We start from the raw sequence: 16,418 nt of genomic DNA, 5'->3' as shown, positions 1-16,418 counted from the left end.
GATGGCCATACCCAGCAGGAAAGCCACCATCCCGGCCGTGCCGGGCCTGAAGGGGCAGAGGCTGGCAATCGGGATGCAACCGGGGTGAAAGCGATCTCCGATTTCCTTCAGGCGTCACGACAGCACGCCGTACTTGCAGGAACGGGGAGCACCGATGGGGCGGATGGGGAAGCTGGGACTGGGCGTCGGGGGGTTCGGGGCCGTACTGCTCGTCGCGGGGATCACCGGGCTGTCCATGTGGCCCATGCCCCCATGGGCGGTACCGGCCTTCGCCTCGGGCATGATCGTGATGTTCGCGGGCTCCTTCGCCGCGGCGTGGGCCGTGAACACCGCGGCCGTCAGCCGGGCGATGTCCCTGTTCGACGGGTTCGCCGGGGACCGCATGCCCGTCTGGGGATCCTTCACCGTGGTCGAGGACATGTCGCCGGGAGCGGGGTACGGCAGGCCGGTGGTCGGCGAGCACCTGTCCGCGGCCGACCTGCTCGCCCGGGGCGTGCCGGGCACGGCCCTGGTGCTGGGCACCTTCAGCATGGACGGCATGACCGCCGAGAACGGCGACCCGATCGTGGGGTTCGTCCTGCTGGTGACGCCGGCCGGCGGGCGCCTGCCGTACGAGGCGCGGCTCGGCCACCGCGTGCCCGCCGCCCACCTGCACCGGACCCTGCCCGGCACCGGGCTCCCCGTCAAGATCGCCGCCGAGGACCCGGAGAAGGTGGCCATCGACTGGGAGGCCTGACCCTCTCCGGATTCCCGGATCACTCCATGTCGTCGGGCGACTGGCCCTCCGGCGGCAGCCAGTCGCGCTCGGCACCGGGCTCGGCGTCCCCCTCGGGCTCGGCGTCGGGTGACTGCGCGAGCGGCGACTGCCGCTCTCCGGCGACCGGGAGACCGTCCCGGCTCTCGGGCGCTTCGAGGCCGTCCTGCTCTTGCTCGGTCATCGCTCCTCCCCTCCCTCAGGGTTTCGCATACCCACCATAAATTGGACAATTCGCCCATATGGGGGTCACTCGCCGGGAACCCGCCACACGCCCGCGCGGATCAGGTGATGCAGGAGGACCAGCTGGGTGATGCGGAGCGGCTCGTTGCGCGAGCCGCCGGGCATGCGGCCGAGGCAGCCGGGCAGCGGCTCGGGCACCCCGAGGTCGTACCAGATCGCCCTGGCCACCGCGTCGGCCTCCAGCGGATCCGCCTCCCCGTCGACGTGCAGGGCGTCCACCGGCGTGCCGTCGCAGTCGCGGGCGGGCACGAGGCGGGCCGCCGAACCGGTGGTCCCGGCGAGGATCCGGGCGAGGTCCGGATGCCGGACCGTGGGCCGCAGCAGCAGCGTCACCGAGAGCGGCGCCTCGCCGCGGCCCCCGGCGGGCTCGAAGCGGACCACGATGTCCGCCTCCTGCCGCTGGGGACGGACGAGGACGGCGGAGTCCGCCTCGCGCCCGGCGATCCCGGCGAGGACCCGCTCGCGGGTCCGGCCGCGCCGCCCGGCGTCCCTGGCGGCCTTCCAGCCGAGCCTGACCGGCTCCGGCGGGTCGAGGTAGACGGTCACGTCGAAGCACGCCCTGGCGGGCCTGGTCCGGAAGGGGAGCAGCCCTTCCACGATCACCAGGTCGCGCGGCTCGATCAGGCGGGACCCGGCCGGAGGGCCGTCGCGGTGGCCGCAGGCGGGTGCGGGGATCGGCCGGCCCATGGCGAGCAGCCGGAGGTCCCGCTCCATGGTCCCGGCGTGCTCGCACGCCGGGTGGAGCGGGGTGACCGGCGGCCCGCGCCGTTCCCGCCGGTCGTGGCGGTGGTAGCCGTCCACGCAGACCGAGGTGCTCCGGTCCTCGCCCAGGGCCTCGGCCAGGCCCCGGGTGACGGTCGTCTTCCCCGCCGCGCTGTCACCGGCGACGGCGAGCATGGCGGGGCGCGGGGATTCCGCCCGGCGGATCCGCGTCAGCTTGGGGGGCACGGGCGGCTCGCTTCCGCTGGACTCCGATGCGAAGGGTGTCGTCCGGACGGTATGCCGGGTTCCGGGGACCGCCCTCCCCCGACCGGGGGAGGCATCAGGGGGTCCTTAAATACCCTGATTTTTCGTACCTTTGGACGTATGAGGAGCCCACCTCTCCGACTGGTGACCGTCGACGACCACCAGATGGTCCACGACGGCCTCCGCGCCATGCTGCGGTCCTACCGGGACCAGGTGCGGATCGTCGGGGAGGCGCACGACGCCGGCGGGGCGATCAGGGCCGTCCTGGACCACGAACCCGATCTGGTCCTGCTGGACGTACGGCTCCGCGGCGAGAGCGGCCTGGACGCCTGCGCCGGGATCCTGCGCGCCCGGCCGTCCTGCCGCGTGGTCTTCATGACGGTCTACGACGACGAGCAGTACGTCTACCAGGCGCTGCGGCTGGGCGCGTCGGGGTTCCTGCTCAAGGACGTGACCGGGGCGGAGCTGGTCGCCTCGCTGGCGCGGATCGCCTCCGGGGAGGTGCTGGTCGCGCCGATGCTGGCCGGGCGCATCGCGCTGTCCGCCGCCCGGCTGCACGCCGGCGAGTTCTGGCCGGGAGCCCACCTCGGCCTCACCCAGCGCGAGAGCGAGGTCCTGGCGCTGATGGTGTCCGGCCTGACCAACAGGGGCATCGCCGCCCGGCTGACGGTCAGCGAGGAGACCGTCAAGACCCACACCCGCGGCATCTACCGCAAGCTCGGCGTCGGGGACCGGGTCGCCGCGGTGGCCACCGCGCTGCGCGAGGGGGTGTTCCGGTGAGCCCGTCCCGGGCGGCGGGGCGCCCCGGGCGCCGTCCGGGACGGGAGGCGTCCGCGTGAGCCGGCTCGGGCTGACGGACCCGGAGCGGGAGGCCCGGCTGCTCTCCCGGATCATCGAGACGATCTCCGCAGGGCTCGATCTCGGGGAGATCGTGCAGGGCGTCGCCGCGCTGATCACCGAGACGACCGCGACCGACATCTGCTTCGTCCACCTCCTCGACGACAGCGGCCGGCGGCTCGTCCTTCGCGGAGCCACCCCGCCCTTCGACGAGCTGTCCGGCCGGATCGAGCTGGACCTCGGCGAGGGAGTTGCCGGCTGGGTCGCGGCCCACGGCCGGCCCGTGGTGATCGGCGACGACAAGCTCGCCGACCCCCGCTACAAGTACATCCCCGAACTGCGCGGCGAGGACTTCACCTCGATGTGCTCGGTGCCGATCGCCACCCGCCCCGGCCACCTGGTCGGCGTCCTCAACGTGCACACCCGCGCCCACCGGGTGTTCAGCTACGCCGACGTCGAGCTCCTGCACTCCGTCGGCGGCCTGATCGCCGGAACCATCGAGAACGCCCGCCTGCACCGCCGCCTGGCCGAGCGGGAGGAGGCCATGGAGCGGTTCGCCGAGCGCGTCGTCCTCGCCCAGGAGGCCGAGCGCCGCCGCCTCGCCGGCGAGATCCACGACGGCATCAGCCAGCGCATCGTCAGCCTCTCCTACCACCTGTCCGCCGCCCTCGACGCGCTCGCACCGCAGACCCCGCCGCCGGGCGGCCGTACCGCCACCGGCCCGCGGGAGGCGGCGGAGCAGATCGGGCGGGCGCGGGCGCTGGCCGACGAGGCGCTCCGCGAGACCAGGTCCGCGATCGAGGGCCTCCGTCCCCCCGTGCTCGACGACCTCGGCCTGCCCGCCAGCCTGGCCAGCCTGGCCCGGTCGTTCCCGTCCCTGGCGGTCGAGGCCGACCTCGCCCCGCTCCGGCTCCCCGGGCATGTCGAGACCGCGATCTACCGGGTGGCCCAGGAGGCCCTGTCCAACGTGGCCAAGCACTCCGGCGCCGCCTCCGCCCTGATCAGCCTGGCCGTACGGAGCGGCAACGTCGAGCTGGAGATAGAGGACGACGGGGTCGGCTTCGACCCCTCCTGCCTGGCCGAGCGCCCCGCGCCCACCGGGTACGGCCTGGGCGGCATGCGCGAGCGCGCCGAGCTGCTCGGCGGACGGCTGGAGGTGCACAGCCGCCGGGGCGCCGGGACCCTGCTCCGGGTCGTCATCCCGGTGCCGGGGGACGGTGCCGCCGGTCCCAGTGCCGCCGGTCCCAGTGCCGCCCGTCACTGAGGAGCCCTGACGCCCGCCGCCGACGCGGCCGGCGGCGCGGCCCGCCGCGGTCCTGCGGTCCGGAGCACCGGGGTGTCAGGGGGCGGCGCGGCCGGGGAGCGGCGCGAGCGAGCGCAGGTAGCCGCCGGCGGCGGTGAGGGCGGCGCGCAGCCGCTGCGGATCGCGGCTCGTCTTGGCCAGCAGCAGCCCGCCCTGGACGGTGGCGAGGGTGGACTGGGCCAGCGCCGCCGTGTCGGCGTCCGGCCGGATCAGGCCGCGGTCGCGCAACCGGTCGAGCATCGCGCGAAGCTGCGCGGCCCAGGTGTCGAAGGAGCGGGCGAGGTCCTGGCGGGCCGCTTCGTCGGTGTCGGCGAGTTCGGCGGCGAGCGATCCGATCGGGCACCCGACGCGGCAGTCCAGTGCCTGCTGGTGCGCGACGAGCGTGTCGAACCAGGCGTCGAGGCCGTCCCAGGAGTCGATCCCGGCGAGCTGCTCCGCCGTGCCGTCCACGACGGTCGCGGTCTGCCAGGCGATGACCGCGCGGATCAGCGCGTGCTTGTCGGCGAAGTAGTGGTACAGCTGGCTCTTGCTGGCCCGGGCCTCGGCCAGGACCTGGTCGAGGCTGGTGGCCTCGGCTCCCTGCCGCTCGACGAGGCCCGCGGCGGCGGCCACGATGCGTTCCCTGGTGCGCCGTCCGCGCTCGGTCTTGGGTTCCTCCGGCACGTTCCGATCCTACCGCCCGATTGGACCACGCAGTCCAGTTATGTTTAAAGTGGACCAAGTAGTCCACTAATCGTCCAGAACGAGGCCCTCATGCAACTCACCGACTCCCGCGCCCTCGTCACCGGCGCGACCTCCGGCATCGGCCGCGCCATCGCCGAGGCGTTCGCCCGTGAAGGCGCCCACGTGCTCGTCGCCGGGCGCGACACGGCACGGGCCGCCGAGGTCGTCGCCGGCATCGTCGCGTCCGGCGGCACCGCCTCACCGGTCGTCGCGGACCTCGGCGCGCCCGACGGGGTCGCCGCGCTCGTCGAGGCGGCGAAGGCGCACGGCCCGGTCGACGTGCTCGTCAACAACGCCGGCATCTACCCGGTGAGCGGCACCGCGCAGACCGGCGAGGCGACGTTCGAGGCCGTCATGAACATCAACGTGCGGGCCCCCTTCTTCCTGACCGCCGCCCTCGCCCCGCTCATGGCGGCGCAGGGCCGCGGCCGGATCATCAACATCAGCTCGATCGCGGCCCACGTCGGCACGGCCGGCATGGCGCTGTACGGCGCCTCCAAGGCCGCGCTCGAACTGCTGACCAGGTCGTGGGCGGCGGAGTTCGGGCCCGCCGGCGTCAACGTCAACGCGATCGCGCCCGGCCCGACCCGCACCCCCGGCACCGCGCCCATGGGCGCCGGACTCGACGAGTTCACCAGCGGGTTCCCGGCCGGCCGGCCGGGCACGCCGGAGGAGATCGCGGGCGCCGCCGTCTATCTCGCCGGACCGGGGGCGGCCTTCGTGCACGGCGCCACCATCGTCGTCGACGGCGGCCGGATGGCCAGCTGACCGCAGGCCCGCGGGCGGGGTCCGCGCGGCGGCGCCGCGGCCCCCGCCCTTCGGGCCGGCGAGCGCGTCACCAGCGGTTGCGGGCCTCCTCGGCCCAGCCGGTCAGGCCGTCGAGGCCGATCCACGCGCCGTCGTCGGCCTGCGCCCGCCCGGAGAAGTGGCCGAAGCACTGGTGCGTCTCGTTGCCCACCACGCCGAGTTCGGTGCGCGCCGCCTTCTCGTGGAACGGGTGGAACTCCGCCTCGACCCGCGGGCCGGTGATCCGCCACGGGCGCAGCCAGTCCGCCCGGTCGTAGGCCCACTCCAGCTCGTCACCGATCTTGTGCAGCCGCCCGTCCACGAACAGCGCGTTCTCCGTCACGCCGGTGCCGTCGGTCCACTTCCCGCCGAGCTGGATCGCCCGGCCCGGGCCGCTGCCCGCGGCCCAGTTCCAGGTGACGGAGTACGGCCACTTCCCCCGGCCGTGGTCGAGCACCGCGAAGGAGTCCTCCTCGCTCACGATGTGCTCGCCGGAGGCCAGTCTCAGCCGCCCGCGCACCGGCCGCCCGACGTCCTTGACCGTGTACTGGAACCGGTCCGGCCCCCACGCCGAGCGACTCGTGCCCCTCGGGCAGCGGGATCTCCAGGTCGAGCTCGACGCCGGGCGCGACCGCGCGCAGCGAGCTGCCGCCGGGGGCCTGCCCGATCTCGACCGTCACCCCGCCGCCGCGGACGGAGGCCGTGCCCTCGCCGCTGCGCTCGGGCAGTACGGCGCCGCGCGCCAGCGGCACCACGACGTCCTTGGAGATCTCCGCGCCGGTGGCGCGGTCCAGCACGTAGACGCCGTGCAGGCCGGCGTAGTCGAGCGAGGACGCCACGATCCCGACGATGTGGCCCGGGGTGACGATCCCCCAGTACTCCCAGCGCTTGGCCCGGCCCCAGCCGCGCAGGTTCGCGCGGTGCAGCGGGCGCCGGGTCCACCCGACCGCCTCCGGGTTGAGCCGCCCGTCCGGCAGGCACAGGTCGGTCGGGACGGTGATCTCCCGCTCGTGAGTCGGCATGGCCGGATCGTAACGGCCTCGGCCTCCTCGGACCACGCCCGCCGGCCCGGCGCGGCCGGCCTCCGCCCCTGCTCACCCGGCCCTCCGGCCCGCGCCGGCTTCGTCGTGCCCCGGGGCCGGTCCGGCGGGGTGACGCAGATCACATCCGCGACCGTGAAAGCGAACCGGCGGATCGGGTGATAGAAGACGACCGCCGATTCGCTTTCGAAAGGGTGCAGATGCCGGGGAGACCGTCGTGACCGCGCCGTCCCGGGCCGCCCGGCCCGCGGTGGGAGCCGGTTGCGGACCGGCCGCGCCCGCGGGGCGGACCTGGGCGGGCCCGGTCCCGTCCGCGGCGGAGGCCGCCGGCCCGCTCTCCCTCGACGGCCCCGAGGCGTTCGGCGCGGTCTTCGACGCCTGCTTCGCGGAGATCCACCGCTACGTCGCCCAGCGGATCGGCACCGACCACGCCGAGGACGTCGTCTCCGAGACGTTCCTCACCGCCTTCCGCAAGCGGGACGCCTACGACCCGTCCCGGGCGAGCGTCCGGGCGTGGCTGTACGGCATCGCCACCAACCTCGTCGGCAGGCACCGCCGCCAGGAGGTGCGCACGCTGCGCGCGCTCGGCCGCCACGGCCCGGACGCCGACGCCCCCGGCCACGACGAGCGCGTCGCCGTACGGGTCAGCGCGCAGAGCCTGCGCCCGGACCTGGCGGCGGCGGTGGCGAAACTCGACCGGCGCGACCGCGACGTCCTGCTGCTGGTCGCCCTGGCCGGGCTGAGCCACGAGGAGGTCGCCACCGCCCTGGGCATCCCGTACGGGACCGTCGGTTCCCGGCTGAGCAGGGCCAGGAGGAAGCTGCGCGCCGCGCTCGGCGGCGGCGACCCGATGCTCGACCCCGAGGAGGCCGGCCGTGGATGAGCTGGAGACGCTCCGCGAGCTGTACGGCGAGCCGCAGGCCGACCCGTTCCTCGGAGCCAGGGTCCGCGGCCGGGTGGAGGCCGGCGTCCGCGAGCGGCTGGAGACCGGGGCCCGCAGGCGGGCGGGGGCGCCGGGGCGGCGTCCGCGGCGTCCGCGGCTGCCGTGGGCGCTGGCCGTGGCGGGGGTCGCCGCCGCGGTCACGGCGGTGGCGGTCGCGGTCCCGCAGGCGACGGCCGGGGCGCCGGGAGCACCGAGCCGGGCCGCGGCGGTCTCCGGGCGGTCGGTCCTGCTGGCGGCGGCGACCACGGCCGCCGCCGAGCCCGCGGCGACCGGCGCGTACTGGCGGGTCAGGAAGCTGCACCGGCGGCCGCATCCGGAGCCGCTCGGCCGGGGCGGGAACCGCTACCGGGTGGCGGAGTCCCGGATCACCGAACTCTGGGTCGCCCGGGACGGCCGGGTCTGGTCCGGCTCCCGGGAGCTGGGGGCGCATCCGGCGGGCAAGGCCGACGAGGACGCCTGGCGGCGCGACGGCTCGCCCGCCGAGTGGTCGAGCCGGGGATACGTGCTCTCCACCGCGCCGGAGCAGGGACGGCTCAGGGCCGCCACCGGCAGGGTGCCGTTCAGCATGGCCGGGCGCGCGATGACCTTCGAGGAGATCCAGGCGCTGCCGGTCGGCGCCGCCGCGCTGAAGGACTGGGTGAGCCGGGCGGTCCGGGAGGAGCTCGCGGCCGCCGCGGGGGACGGCGGAGGCGCGGGAACGGAGAGCGGCGCGGGAACGGAGAGCGGCGCGGGCGGCCCGCTCGACGGCGTCGTCGCCGACGCGCTCAGCGGCCTGCTGTGGAGCAAGCCTTCGCCGCCCGCCGTACGGGCGGCCGCCTACCGGGCGCTGGCGGAGATGCCGAACGTCCGCTACCTGGGCGAGGCCGCGGACGAGCGCGGCCGCAGGGGCGCCGCGTTCTCCTTCACGCTGCGGACCTCCCCGGAGCCGGTCCGGCGAACGCTGATCATCGACCCCGGTGACTCGCAGGTGCTCTCCTCCACCGTCACGGGCCCGCCGGGATCCGGGGGCGACCAGGTGGAGCTGGTCCTGGAGGCGGGCTGGACCGACGACGAACCGTCCGCCCCGGGGCTCCCGTGACCCGCGTCACCGGGTGATCCCCCGGATCCGTCCCGGCCCGTCCGCACGGGCCCTGTAGGCAGACCTCCCGCACGGGTCCCGGCGACCCGTGCGCGGTTCGCGAGCGCGCAGGGGCCGCTCGCGCCGTTCATTGGAGCAATCGCTTGTTCAAATACACTTTCACGGCGCCCGGCCCGGCTGTGCACCGGCCGGCCGTACCGGATCTGCTGGGCCGCGCCCGCGCCGCTCTCCTGCGGCGGATCCCCCGGCGGGCCTCCGCACCGGATCTCCCGGCGGGCGACGGCCCGGCCGTCTGCGTGGCCGGGGGCTTCCCCGCGGTGAGGGCCGCCGAGGTGCTGCGGGGCCGGGTCGCGTTCGCCGGCCTGCCGCCCGTCGACCTCGGCACGGGGAAGATCGACTGGCGGCTCGACCCGCACCGGAGCCGCTCCTGGGCGCTGAACCTGCACGCGCTGCGCTGGATGGGCAGCCTGGTCGTGGAGTACGAGCGCGCGGGGGACGGGGAGTTCCTCGACCGCGCCGCCGCGATCGCCGAGGACTGGGTGCGCGGCAACCCCCGGGGTGGGACCGGGGTCAGCCCGTGGGCCTGGGCCGAGCACCCGGTCGCGCTGCGCGGCCCGGCACTGGTCTGCCTGAGCGCGCACGTGCGTACCGCCTGGCTGCGCCGGAGCCTGGCCGAGCACGGCGAGGTCCTGGCCGACCCGGCGCTCTACCGGCAGGGCCACAACCACGGCCTGGACCAGGACATCGCACTGCTGGCGATCGGCCGCCGCCTGGACCACCGGGCGTGGCAGGAACTGGCGGTCCGGCGGATGACCGCCTCGGCGCGCCTCGCCGTCGACGCGCAGGGCGTGCTGCACGAGCAGGCGCCGCGGTACGGCGTCTACGTCCACCGGCGGCTGGGGGTGGCGCTGGAGACGATCGAGCGGTGCGGTCTCGCGGTCCCGCCGGAACTGGCCGCCCGGCGCAGGTCGCTGGAGTCCTACGTCGCCCACGCCGTCCAGCCGGACGGCCGCCTGGTGCCGATCGGCGACGGCCCGGCCGGCGTGCGCCCGGAGGGCTTCCCGGCCCAGCCGGACACGGTGAGGGTGTTCGACGCCGGTTACGTCTTCGGCAGGACCGCCTGGGACGACCCGGGCGCGGCGTACTACTCGATCAGGTTCGGCCCCGGGCGCGCGCTCCACGGCCACGAGGACCACCTGGGCGTCACCTACCACGCCCGGGGCCGCGACATCCTCGTCGAGGCGGGCTTCCACTCCTACGAGCGCACGCCGTACCGGCGGTGGACGCTCTCCCCCGAGGCGCACAACGTCCCGGTCGTGGCGGGCGCGGCGTTCCGGGAGGGCACGGCGACGCGCCTGGTGAGCTCGTCCGTCACTCCGTCCAGGCAGTGCTTCCGGCTCGCCGACGACGCGTACGGCGTCCGCCGCACGCGGACGGTCCTGGTCAGCCACGGCGCCGACCTGATGGCCGTGCTGGACGAGGTCCCGGCCGGGTCGGCGCTGCGCAGCATCTGGCACTTCGACCCGTCGCTGGCCGTGGTCTCCGTCCGCGGCGGCCGGGTCGTGCTGGCCGGCGGGGACCTGCGGGTGACGCTGGTGCAGCTCTCCCCGGCCTCGGGCCTGCCGCTCGGCGGCCAGGAGGTGGAGCCGCAGGAGATCGCGACCGGCCACCTCCGGACGGCGCGGTCGGCGACGGTCCTCTCTCCGGCGGCCGGTTCCGTGCTCACCCTGGTCGTCCCCGGGACCGGCGACCCGCAGGTCGCCTGCTCCGGCGGCCGGGTGACCGTCCGCACCTGCGGCGGCCCGGTCTCCTTCCCGCTCTCCCTCGACCGGTAGGCGGTCCGCGTCAGTCCCTGCCCTGCCAGGTCGTCACGCAGGCCTCGTTGCCCTCGGCGTCGGCGAGCACCCAGAACGACGGGGCGGCCGCGTCCGACAGCAGCACGCCGCCGGCGGCCAGCGCGGCCTCGATGCGGGCGGCGGCCTCGTCGTGCGGGACGGAGACGTCCAGGTGGATGCGGTTGCGCTGCGGGCGCGGCGCGTCCATCTGCTGGAACCAGATCGCCGGGCCCTGTCCGAGGGGATCGACGAGCGGGTCCTCCGGGCCCGAGGCGCCGGGCTCGTCGCCGTACCCCATGACCGCCTTCCAGAAGGGGCGGATCCGGGCGATGTCGAGCGCGTCGATCGCGATCTCGATGAGCTGGACCGCCCGCGGCCCCGCCCCGGCGGTCCCGGGGTCGAGCCGGAGGCCGAGACCGTCCGCGGCCGCGGAGACCCGCCGGGCGAGCTCCACCTCGCGCGGGGTCACCCGAGCCAGGGCGAACGACTGCACGGTGAGGACCAGCAGGTCCGCGCGCACGTCCATCCGGAGGCCGCCGCCGGCGTCCTCCCCCGCCGCCTCCACCAGGCGCGCGGCGACCTCGGCCGCCTGCGCCAGGGAGCCCACCGGCACCGTCGTGAGGACGGCTCCCAGGACGTACCGCCACCCCAGATCCCCGACCGCCGCGGAGATCTCCTGCCTGCTCAGCCTCCCGGCCGTGTCATCGGTCACGGAGGCATGATCGCAGAGGCGCCGGGAAGCGTCATCGGGTTCCCTCCAGATGGCGGGCGAGCTCGGCGTGGTTGCCGGCCAGCCGCAGGCACAGGTGGCGCAGCAGCCCCAGTTCGGCGGGGGTGAAGTCCCGGAAGACCGCGGCCATGGCGGCCTGGGTCGGCCGCCTGAAGTTCTCGGTCCACTCCCGGCCGGCGGGGGTGATCGCGACCAGGACGGAGCGCCGGTCGTGGGGGGCGGGAGTCCGCTGCGCCAGGCCTTCACGTTCGAGGGTGTCGACCAGTCCGGTGACGTTGCGGGAGCTGACCCCCGCCGACTGGGCCAGGTCGCCGACACTGAGCCCATCGGACGAGGCGCCCAGGCGCAGCAGGATGTCCAGCGCCCCCGAGCTCAGCCCGCGGCCGCCGGCGCCGTGGGCGCGCATGCGTTCGATCGCGTGGGAGGCGGTGCGGACGGCGGCCGCGGCCTCCAGGGCGAGGGTGTCCTCGCCGCCGATGAACCGGATCATCGCGGCCCTGGTCCGGGGGTCGAAGAGCAGGCCGTCCTGGTCTGCGGACAGATTATGTACGTCGTTCTCCATGTAGGACTACATTAGTACGTAATTCCAGAAATAGAAACGATCTTTGGGGAGATAGCCCGAAAAATCCCGGTCAGGTGATCTACCATCGGCCGTGATGTGATCAAGCGGACCGAGGGAGAGCGTCATGGACGACGAGCAGGCGCCCGCGGGGATCGACCCGACGATCCCGAGCGTGGCCCGGATGTACGACTACTACCTGGGCGGCAAGGACAACTTCGCCTCCGACCGCGCGGCCGCCGAGAAGATCATCTCGATCATCCCGGAGTCCCGCGCCAACGCCCGGGCCAACCGCGCCTTCCTCCGCAGGGCGGTGGCCGAGATCGCGGGACAGGGCGTGCGCCAGTTCCTCGACATCGGCTCCGGCCTGCCCACCCAGGAGAACGTCCACCAGGTCGCCCACCGCATCATCCCCGACGCGAAGGTCGTCTACGTCGACAACGACCCCATCGTCATGGCCCACGGCCGGGCCCTGCTGGAGGACAACCCCCACACCGTCGTCGTCCAGGCCGACATGCGCGAACCCAAGGCCCTGCTCGACCACCCCGAGATCCGTGCGAACATCGACTTCGACCGGCCCGTCGCCGTCATCCTGCTGGCCATGCTCCACTTCGTCCCCGACGACGCCGACGCCTCCGCCATCGTGGCGGCGGTCCGCGAGAAGCTCGTCCCGGGCGGCTACCTGGTGCTCTCCCACGTCCACGCCGGGGACATGCCCGCCGAGGACCACGCCAGGGCGACGAACGTCTACCGCTCCACCGCCACCGGCTCGGTCACCACGCGCGGCCCCGCCCACCTCGCCTCCTACACCGAGGGCCTGGAGGTGCTCGACCCCGGGATCGTCCCGGTCAGGTCGTGGCGCCCGGAGTTCGAGGAGGACGCCGCGTACGACCTCGGCAAGCCCGGCATCCTCGGCGTGGTGGCCCGGGTGCCCTGAGAACGGCGGCGATCACCCGCAACCGGCGAGGACTCCCACCGGATGGCGGCGCTCAGACCCACTCCCGTCTCGCCTCTTCGATCATCCCGAGGGATTCGCGCTCAGGACGGGCCCAGAGCCGTATCTCCTCGTAGCGGCTCCAGACGGAATCGACGACATCGTGCTCGTCCGTGGCCTGTTCCCGTACCGGTGAATCCACGTGGACGCTGTCGGGCCGGCCGCCGGGGAACTCGGCGATCACGAAGGAGCCCGCCAGTCCCGCGAGGCACGCCGGATCGACGATCTGGACGAAGACGGAGGGGCGCCTGGCGGCTTCCAGCAGGTGGCCGAGCTGCTCCCGCATCACCGCCGGTCCGCCGACCGGGCGGCGCAGCACCCCCGGATCGATGAGGGCCAGGATCAGCGGGGGCCTGTCCCGGTCCAGGACGCGCCGGCGGCGCAGGCGGGCCTGGACGCGCTCGTCCGCCTCCCCCGGAGCGCTCCGGCCGCCCTGGCCGAGAAGGTGGCGGACATAGGACTCGGTCTGCAGGAGACCGGGGACCAGGAGCGGATCCCAGGAGCGGAGGACCCTGGCGGCGGATTCGATCTCCTCGACCCGGGTGCGGGACCGGACCGGGCCACCGGGGTCGGAGAGGATCCGCCGGTAGAGCCTGGTGAAGTATTTCGTGCCCGCCGAGCCGAAGAGCAGATCGAGCTTCTCGGCGTCGGCCTTCGACGGGGTCCGGGTGGCGGCCTCCAGGCGGCTCACCTGGGTCTGGGTGCAGCCGAGGCGCGCGGCCACGGCCGCCTGCGAGAGCTGCGCCTCCTCCCGCATGCGGCGCATCTCGGCCCCGAAGCGCACACGGGGGGATCCCGGGTCGAAGACGGGCTCGATACCCATCGCGTTCCCTTCAGAATACAGAAAACGGACTTTTCATCGGGCGGTGATACCGGCTCCAGGCCACGGCGCACCGGCGGCCGCCGTCAACCGGCCGCCATTACCTGGAGTGAGAAGGCGATTACAGTTTTGCCTTCCCGGGGGCAGTCTAAACACGACATCGCCCCGAAGAACAGCCACGATAAAGAAATCCATCTGTAATTACCGCGTGATTGACATGGTGGAGAAATGCTTTTCTCACCCCGGCCGTACATATCGAAGGAAGGTAAAGGCGGGGCGCGGAGAGCGCCATGAGCGGTTCCGTTCACCCGGTGCGGTCCGGCCGGGGCGCCTCGCGCTCCGGCCGGACCCCGGGATCAGGACTCCGTGCCCGTGCCCGTGCCGCCGGCGTCGCCCCTGCCGCCGCCCCGGTGCCCGCCGAGCAGGCCCGCGCGGTGGGCCTTCAGGACGGCGTCGGCCTCGGCCTGGGCGAGGGTGCCGTCGGTGACGGCGGTCTTGAGGCGCTCGCTCAGCGCACTCTCGGCCTCGGCCGCGCGCTGCTCGCGCAGCGTGTCCATCGCCGCGGTGATCTTGTCGGCGGTCACGCCGAGCTCGGCGGCCAGGGCCTCGGCCAGCTCCTGCCCGGCGGCCTCCTTCCCGCCACCGGACGGGCGGGCGGAGCCGTCCCCGCGGACCTCCTGCAGGGCCGCGGCGACCTTGTCCTCGTCGAGGCCGAGGATCTCGGCGAGCTTGGCGGCCGTCAGCCCGCCGTGTCCGCCGCGCGGGCCGTTCCGCTCGCCGCCGGACGGGGTCGCGGTGCCGGTTGCGGAGGCGGACGAGGAAGACGGCGCGGGCGCCGGGTCGGCCCAGGCCGCCATCGGGATGACCAGCCCACCGGTCAGGGCGGTGCCGAGCCCGGCGATGACGACGAGACGCTTGGTGCGGTTCATGACACTCCCGTATCTGTGCGATTTGTTGACCTGCACAGATGGTCGGCCGCCAGGATGAGACCCGCGTATCGGCGACCTGAGAATCGCATGAGGACACCGGCCTCGCGGGTGGGAGCAGGCGGCCGGTGCGCAGAGGGCGCCGGCCGGGCACGCGGCCGGTCCGGTCCGGCCGGGCGCGGAGGCGGCGGGCGCGGAGGCGGCGGGCGCGCTCGCCGGCCGAGGAAGCGGGGAGCGCGTCCCCCGGAAGACCGACACTCTCTGTCAGAGATCGAACACGACATGCGTACATTCGTGCACATGACCGACCTCTTTCCTGGAGATCCGCGCACCAACCGCGAGCGCATGATCGCCGGCGACCTCTACATCGCCGACGATCCCGAGCTGGAGGCCGCCCTCGGGCGCGCCGCCGCGCTGGCCCACCGCTACGGCGAGCTGCACCCCACCGACCCCGCAGCGGCCCGGTCCGTCCTGGAGGAGCTGCTCGGCTCGATCGCCCCCGACGCGCACATCCGGCCTCCGCTGTACGTCGACTACGGCTCCCACATCACCGTCGGGTCGGGCACGTTCGCCAACTACGGCCTGACCGCCCTGGACGTCGCCCCCATCACCATCGGCGACGACGTGCAGATCGGCCCGTACGTGCAGCTGCTCACCCCCACCCACCCGCTCGACCCGGAGCAGCGGCGCAACAAGCTGGAGGCCGCCTCACCCATCGTGATCGGCGACAACGTCTGGCTCGGCGGCGGCGCCATCGTGCTGGCGGGGGTCACCATCGGCGCCGACAGCGTCATCGGCGCCGGATCCGTCGTCACCCGGGACATCCCGGCCGGCGTCGTCGCCGTGGGCACCCCGGCACGGGTGGTCCGCCCCCTGTGACCTTCGAAAGGAAGTGTTCAGCATGAGTACGCCCGAACTCGAAGAACTCAAGGCACGGCAGCAGAAGACCTGGGCCAGCGGCGACTACAGCAGGGTCGCCTGGCTCACCGTCCCGCTCGCGGACGTGTTGTGCGACGGGGTCGGCCTGCGGCCGGGGACGACCGTTCTGGACGTCGCCACCGGCACCGGCCACGTCGCGCTCGCCGCGGCCCGCCGCTTCTGCCGGGTCACCGGCATCGACTACGTGCCCGCGCTGCTGGAGCGGGCACGCCTCCGCGCCGCGGCCGAGGACCTCTCGGTCGAGTTCCGCGAGGCGGACGCGGAGAACCTGCCGTTCGCGGACGCGTCGTTCGACTACGTGCTCTCGGCGATCGGCGTCATGTTCACCGCCGACCACCAGCGGGCCGCGGACGAGCTGCTCCGGGTGTGCCGGCCCGGCGGGCGGGTGGGCCTGGCGAGCTGGACGCCGACGGGCTTCGTCGGCGAGATGCTCAGGACCGCGAGCGGCTACGCTCCCCCGCCGGCCGCCGCCCGGCCGCCGACCCGCTGGGGCGACGAGGCCACGGTGCGCGAGCTGCTGGGCGGCGGCGCCTCCGACCTCTCCTCCACCACCATGAAGGTGACGCAGAGGTTCCCCTCGCCCGAGCACTTCGCGGACTTCTTCCTCACCCACTACGGCCCGACGCTCAAGGCCGCCGAACGCCTCGACGACGCGGGACGGCGCGACTTCCGCGACGACCTGATCGCCATCGCGGACAGGTCCAACCGCGCCACCGACGGGACGCTGGTCCACGACTGGGAGTACCAGGTCTCCGTCGCCACCCGGGCCTGACCCTCCGCGGGCGGGTCCGCGACCGCCGCCGGCCCGCCCGCATTTCGCCCGCAGCCTTCCGGTGCGTGAGACGCCCGCACCGGTACGGCCGCCCGGGGATGCCGGATAAAGCCCTCCGGCTCGTGGAGATGTGATTCGTTCCCGCGCGGGAGCGGATCGCCGAAAGTACG

17 protein-coding genes and 1 pseudogene are annotated in these 16,418 nt (G+C 74.4%); 10 read left to right on the top strand and 8 right to left on the bottom strand.

The window, feature by feature from the left end:
• The first annotated feature begins 154 nt into the window (after window positions 1-154).
• Window positions 155-736, top strand: coding sequence for a hypothetical protein (locus FHS22_RS12350; RefSeq protein ID WP_184941184.1), 582 nt, complete (start codon window positions 155-157; stop codon window positions 734-736).
• A gap of 19 nt (window positions 737-755) precedes the next feature.
• On the opposite strand, the gene FHS22_RS12345 is transcribed toward FHS22_RS12350, so the two are convergent.
• Window positions 756-938 carry a hypothetical protein gene (locus FHS22_RS12345; protein ID WP_184941182.1) on the bottom strand — a complete coding sequence of 61 codons (183 nt, stop codon included), beginning with the start codon at window positions 936-938 and terminating at the stop codon, window positions 756-758.
• Between the two features lie 65 nt (window positions 939-1,003).
• Window positions 1,004-1,945, bottom strand: coding sequence for a phosphoribulokinase (locus FHS22_RS12340; protein WP_338047725.1), 942 nt, complete (start codon window positions 1,943-1,945; stop codon window positions 1,004-1,006).
• A 138-nt stretch (window positions 1,946-2,083) separates the two neighbouring features.
• Between FHS22_RS12340 and FHS22_RS12335 the strand changes: the two genes are divergently transcribed.
• Both FHS22_RS12335 and FHS22_RS12330 read left to right on the top strand, forming a co-directional pair.
• A complete protein-coding gene (locus FHS22_RS12335) occupies window positions 2,084-2,743 on the top strand; it encodes a response regulator (RefSeq protein ID WP_184941180.1) in 660 nt (219 codons plus the stop codon).
• A 55-nt stretch (window positions 2,744-2,798) separates the two neighbouring features.
• Window positions 2,799-4,064: a GAF domain-containing sensor histidine kinase gene (locus FHS22_RS12330; RefSeq protein ID WP_184941178.1), complete on the top strand. Its 1,266-nt coding sequence runs from the start codon at window positions 2,799-2,801 to the stop codon at window positions 4,062-4,064.
• Window positions 4,065-4,139: 75 nt separating this feature from the next.
• Here FHS22_RS12330 and FHS22_RS12325 read toward each other — a convergent pair whose 3' ends face one another.
• On the bottom strand, window positions 4,140-4,766 hold the full coding sequence (locus FHS22_RS12325) for a TetR/AcrR family transcriptional regulator (RefSeq protein ID WP_184941176.1): 627 nt from the start codon (window positions 4,764-4,766) through the stop codon (window positions 4,140-4,142).
• Between the two features lie 90 nt (window positions 4,767-4,856).
• On the opposite strand from FHS22_RS12325, the gene FHS22_RS12320 reads away from it, so the two are divergent.
• Entirely contained in the window at window positions 4,857-5,594 is a 738-nt protein-coding gene (locus FHS22_RS12320; RefSeq protein WP_184941174.1) for an SDR family NAD(P)-dependent oxidoreductase, read from the top strand.
• A 67-nt stretch (window positions 5,595-5,661) separates the two neighbouring features.
• Here the strand turns inward: FHS22_RS12320 and FHS22_RS39770 are convergent.
• Window positions 5,662-6,634 (bottom strand): annotated as a pseudogene (locus tag FHS22_RS39770) (DUF2804 domain-containing protein).
• A gap of 235 nt (window positions 6,635-6,869) precedes the next feature.
• Here FHS22_RS39770 and FHS22_RS12310 point away from each other — a divergent pair.
• From FHS22_RS12310 to FHS22_RS12300, 3 genes are all read left to right on the top strand, one after another.
• Window positions 6,870-7,535: an RNA polymerase sigma factor gene (locus tag FHS22_RS12310; RefSeq protein ID WP_338047724.1), complete on the top strand. Its 666-nt coding sequence runs from the start codon at window positions 6,870-6,872 to the stop codon at window positions 7,533-7,535.
• A complete protein-coding gene (locus FHS22_RS12305; RefSeq protein WP_184941172.1) occupies window positions 7,528-8,673 on the top strand; it encodes a CU044_5270 family protein in 1,146 nt (381 codons plus the stop codon). The genes FHS22_RS12310 and FHS22_RS12305 overlap by 8 nt, the downstream gene beginning before the upstream one ends.
• A gap of 143 nt (window positions 8,674-8,816) precedes the next feature.
• Complete coding sequence (locus FHS22_RS12300) at window positions 8,817-10,508, top strand: heparinase II/III-family protein (protein ID WP_260407873.1); 1,692 nt, start codon at window positions 8,817-8,819, stop codon at window positions 10,506-10,508.
• 10 nt (window positions 10,509-10,518) lie between these two features.
• Here the strand turns inward: FHS22_RS12300 and FHS22_RS12295 are convergent, their stop codons facing one another.
• Window positions 10,519-11,220 (bottom strand): VOC family protein, encoded by a 702-nt coding sequence (locus FHS22_RS12295; protein WP_338047723.1) that lies wholly within the window; start codon window positions 11,218-11,220, stop codon window positions 10,519-10,521.
• Window positions 11,221-11,251: 31 nt separating this feature from the next.
• Window positions 11,252-11,800, bottom strand: a complete 549-nt coding sequence (locus FHS22_RS12290) for a MarR family winged helix-turn-helix transcriptional regulator (protein ID WP_184941170.1) — start codon at window positions 11,798-11,800, stop codon at window positions 11,252-11,254.
• Between the two features lie 124 nt (window positions 11,801-11,924).
• Here FHS22_RS12290 and FHS22_RS12285 point away from each other — a divergent pair, with 124 nt between their 5' ends.
• Window positions 11,925-12,734 (top strand): SAM-dependent methyltransferase, encoded by an 810-nt coding sequence (locus tag FHS22_RS12285; RefSeq protein WP_184941168.1) that lies wholly within the window; start codon window positions 11,925-11,927, stop codon window positions 12,732-12,734.
• A 52-nt stretch (window positions 12,735-12,786) separates the two neighbouring features.
• Here the strand turns inward: FHS22_RS12285 and FHS22_RS12280 are convergent, their stop codons facing one another.
• On the bottom strand, window positions 12,787-13,614 hold the full coding sequence (locus tag FHS22_RS12280) for a helix-turn-helix domain-containing protein (RefSeq protein ID WP_184941167.1): 828 nt from the start codon (window positions 13,612-13,614) through the stop codon (window positions 12,787-12,789).
• Window positions 13,615-13,967: 353 nt separating this feature from the next.
• Window positions 13,968-14,540, bottom strand: a complete 573-nt coding sequence (locus tag FHS22_RS12275; RefSeq protein ID WP_184941165.1) for a hypothetical protein — start codon at window positions 14,538-14,540, stop codon at window positions 13,968-13,970.
• Between the two features lie 297 nt (window positions 14,541-14,837).
• Between FHS22_RS12275 and FHS22_RS12270 the strand changes: the two genes are divergently transcribed.
• Window positions 14,838-15,416 (top strand): sugar O-acetyltransferase, encoded by a 579-nt coding sequence (locus tag FHS22_RS12270; RefSeq protein WP_184941164.1) that lies wholly within the window; start codon window positions 14,838-14,840, stop codon window positions 15,414-15,416.
• Window positions 15,417-15,438: 22 nt separating this feature from the next.
• Window positions 15,439-16,248 (top strand): class I SAM-dependent methyltransferase, encoded by an 810-nt coding sequence (locus FHS22_RS12265; protein ID WP_184941162.1) that lies wholly within the window; start codon window positions 15,439-15,441, stop codon window positions 16,246-16,248.
• Window positions 16,249-16,418: the final 170 nt, after the last annotated feature.

Origin of the sequence: Thiemannella venezuelensis (assembly GCF_014203605.1) — a bacterium.
Lineage (GTDB): Bacteria > Actinomycetota > Actinomycetes > Streptosporangiales > Streptosporangiaceae > Planomonospora_A > Planomonospora_A venezuelensis.
Note: the sequence above shows the minus strand (reverse complement) of the source record. Positions and strands in the feature narration are given on the sequence as shown.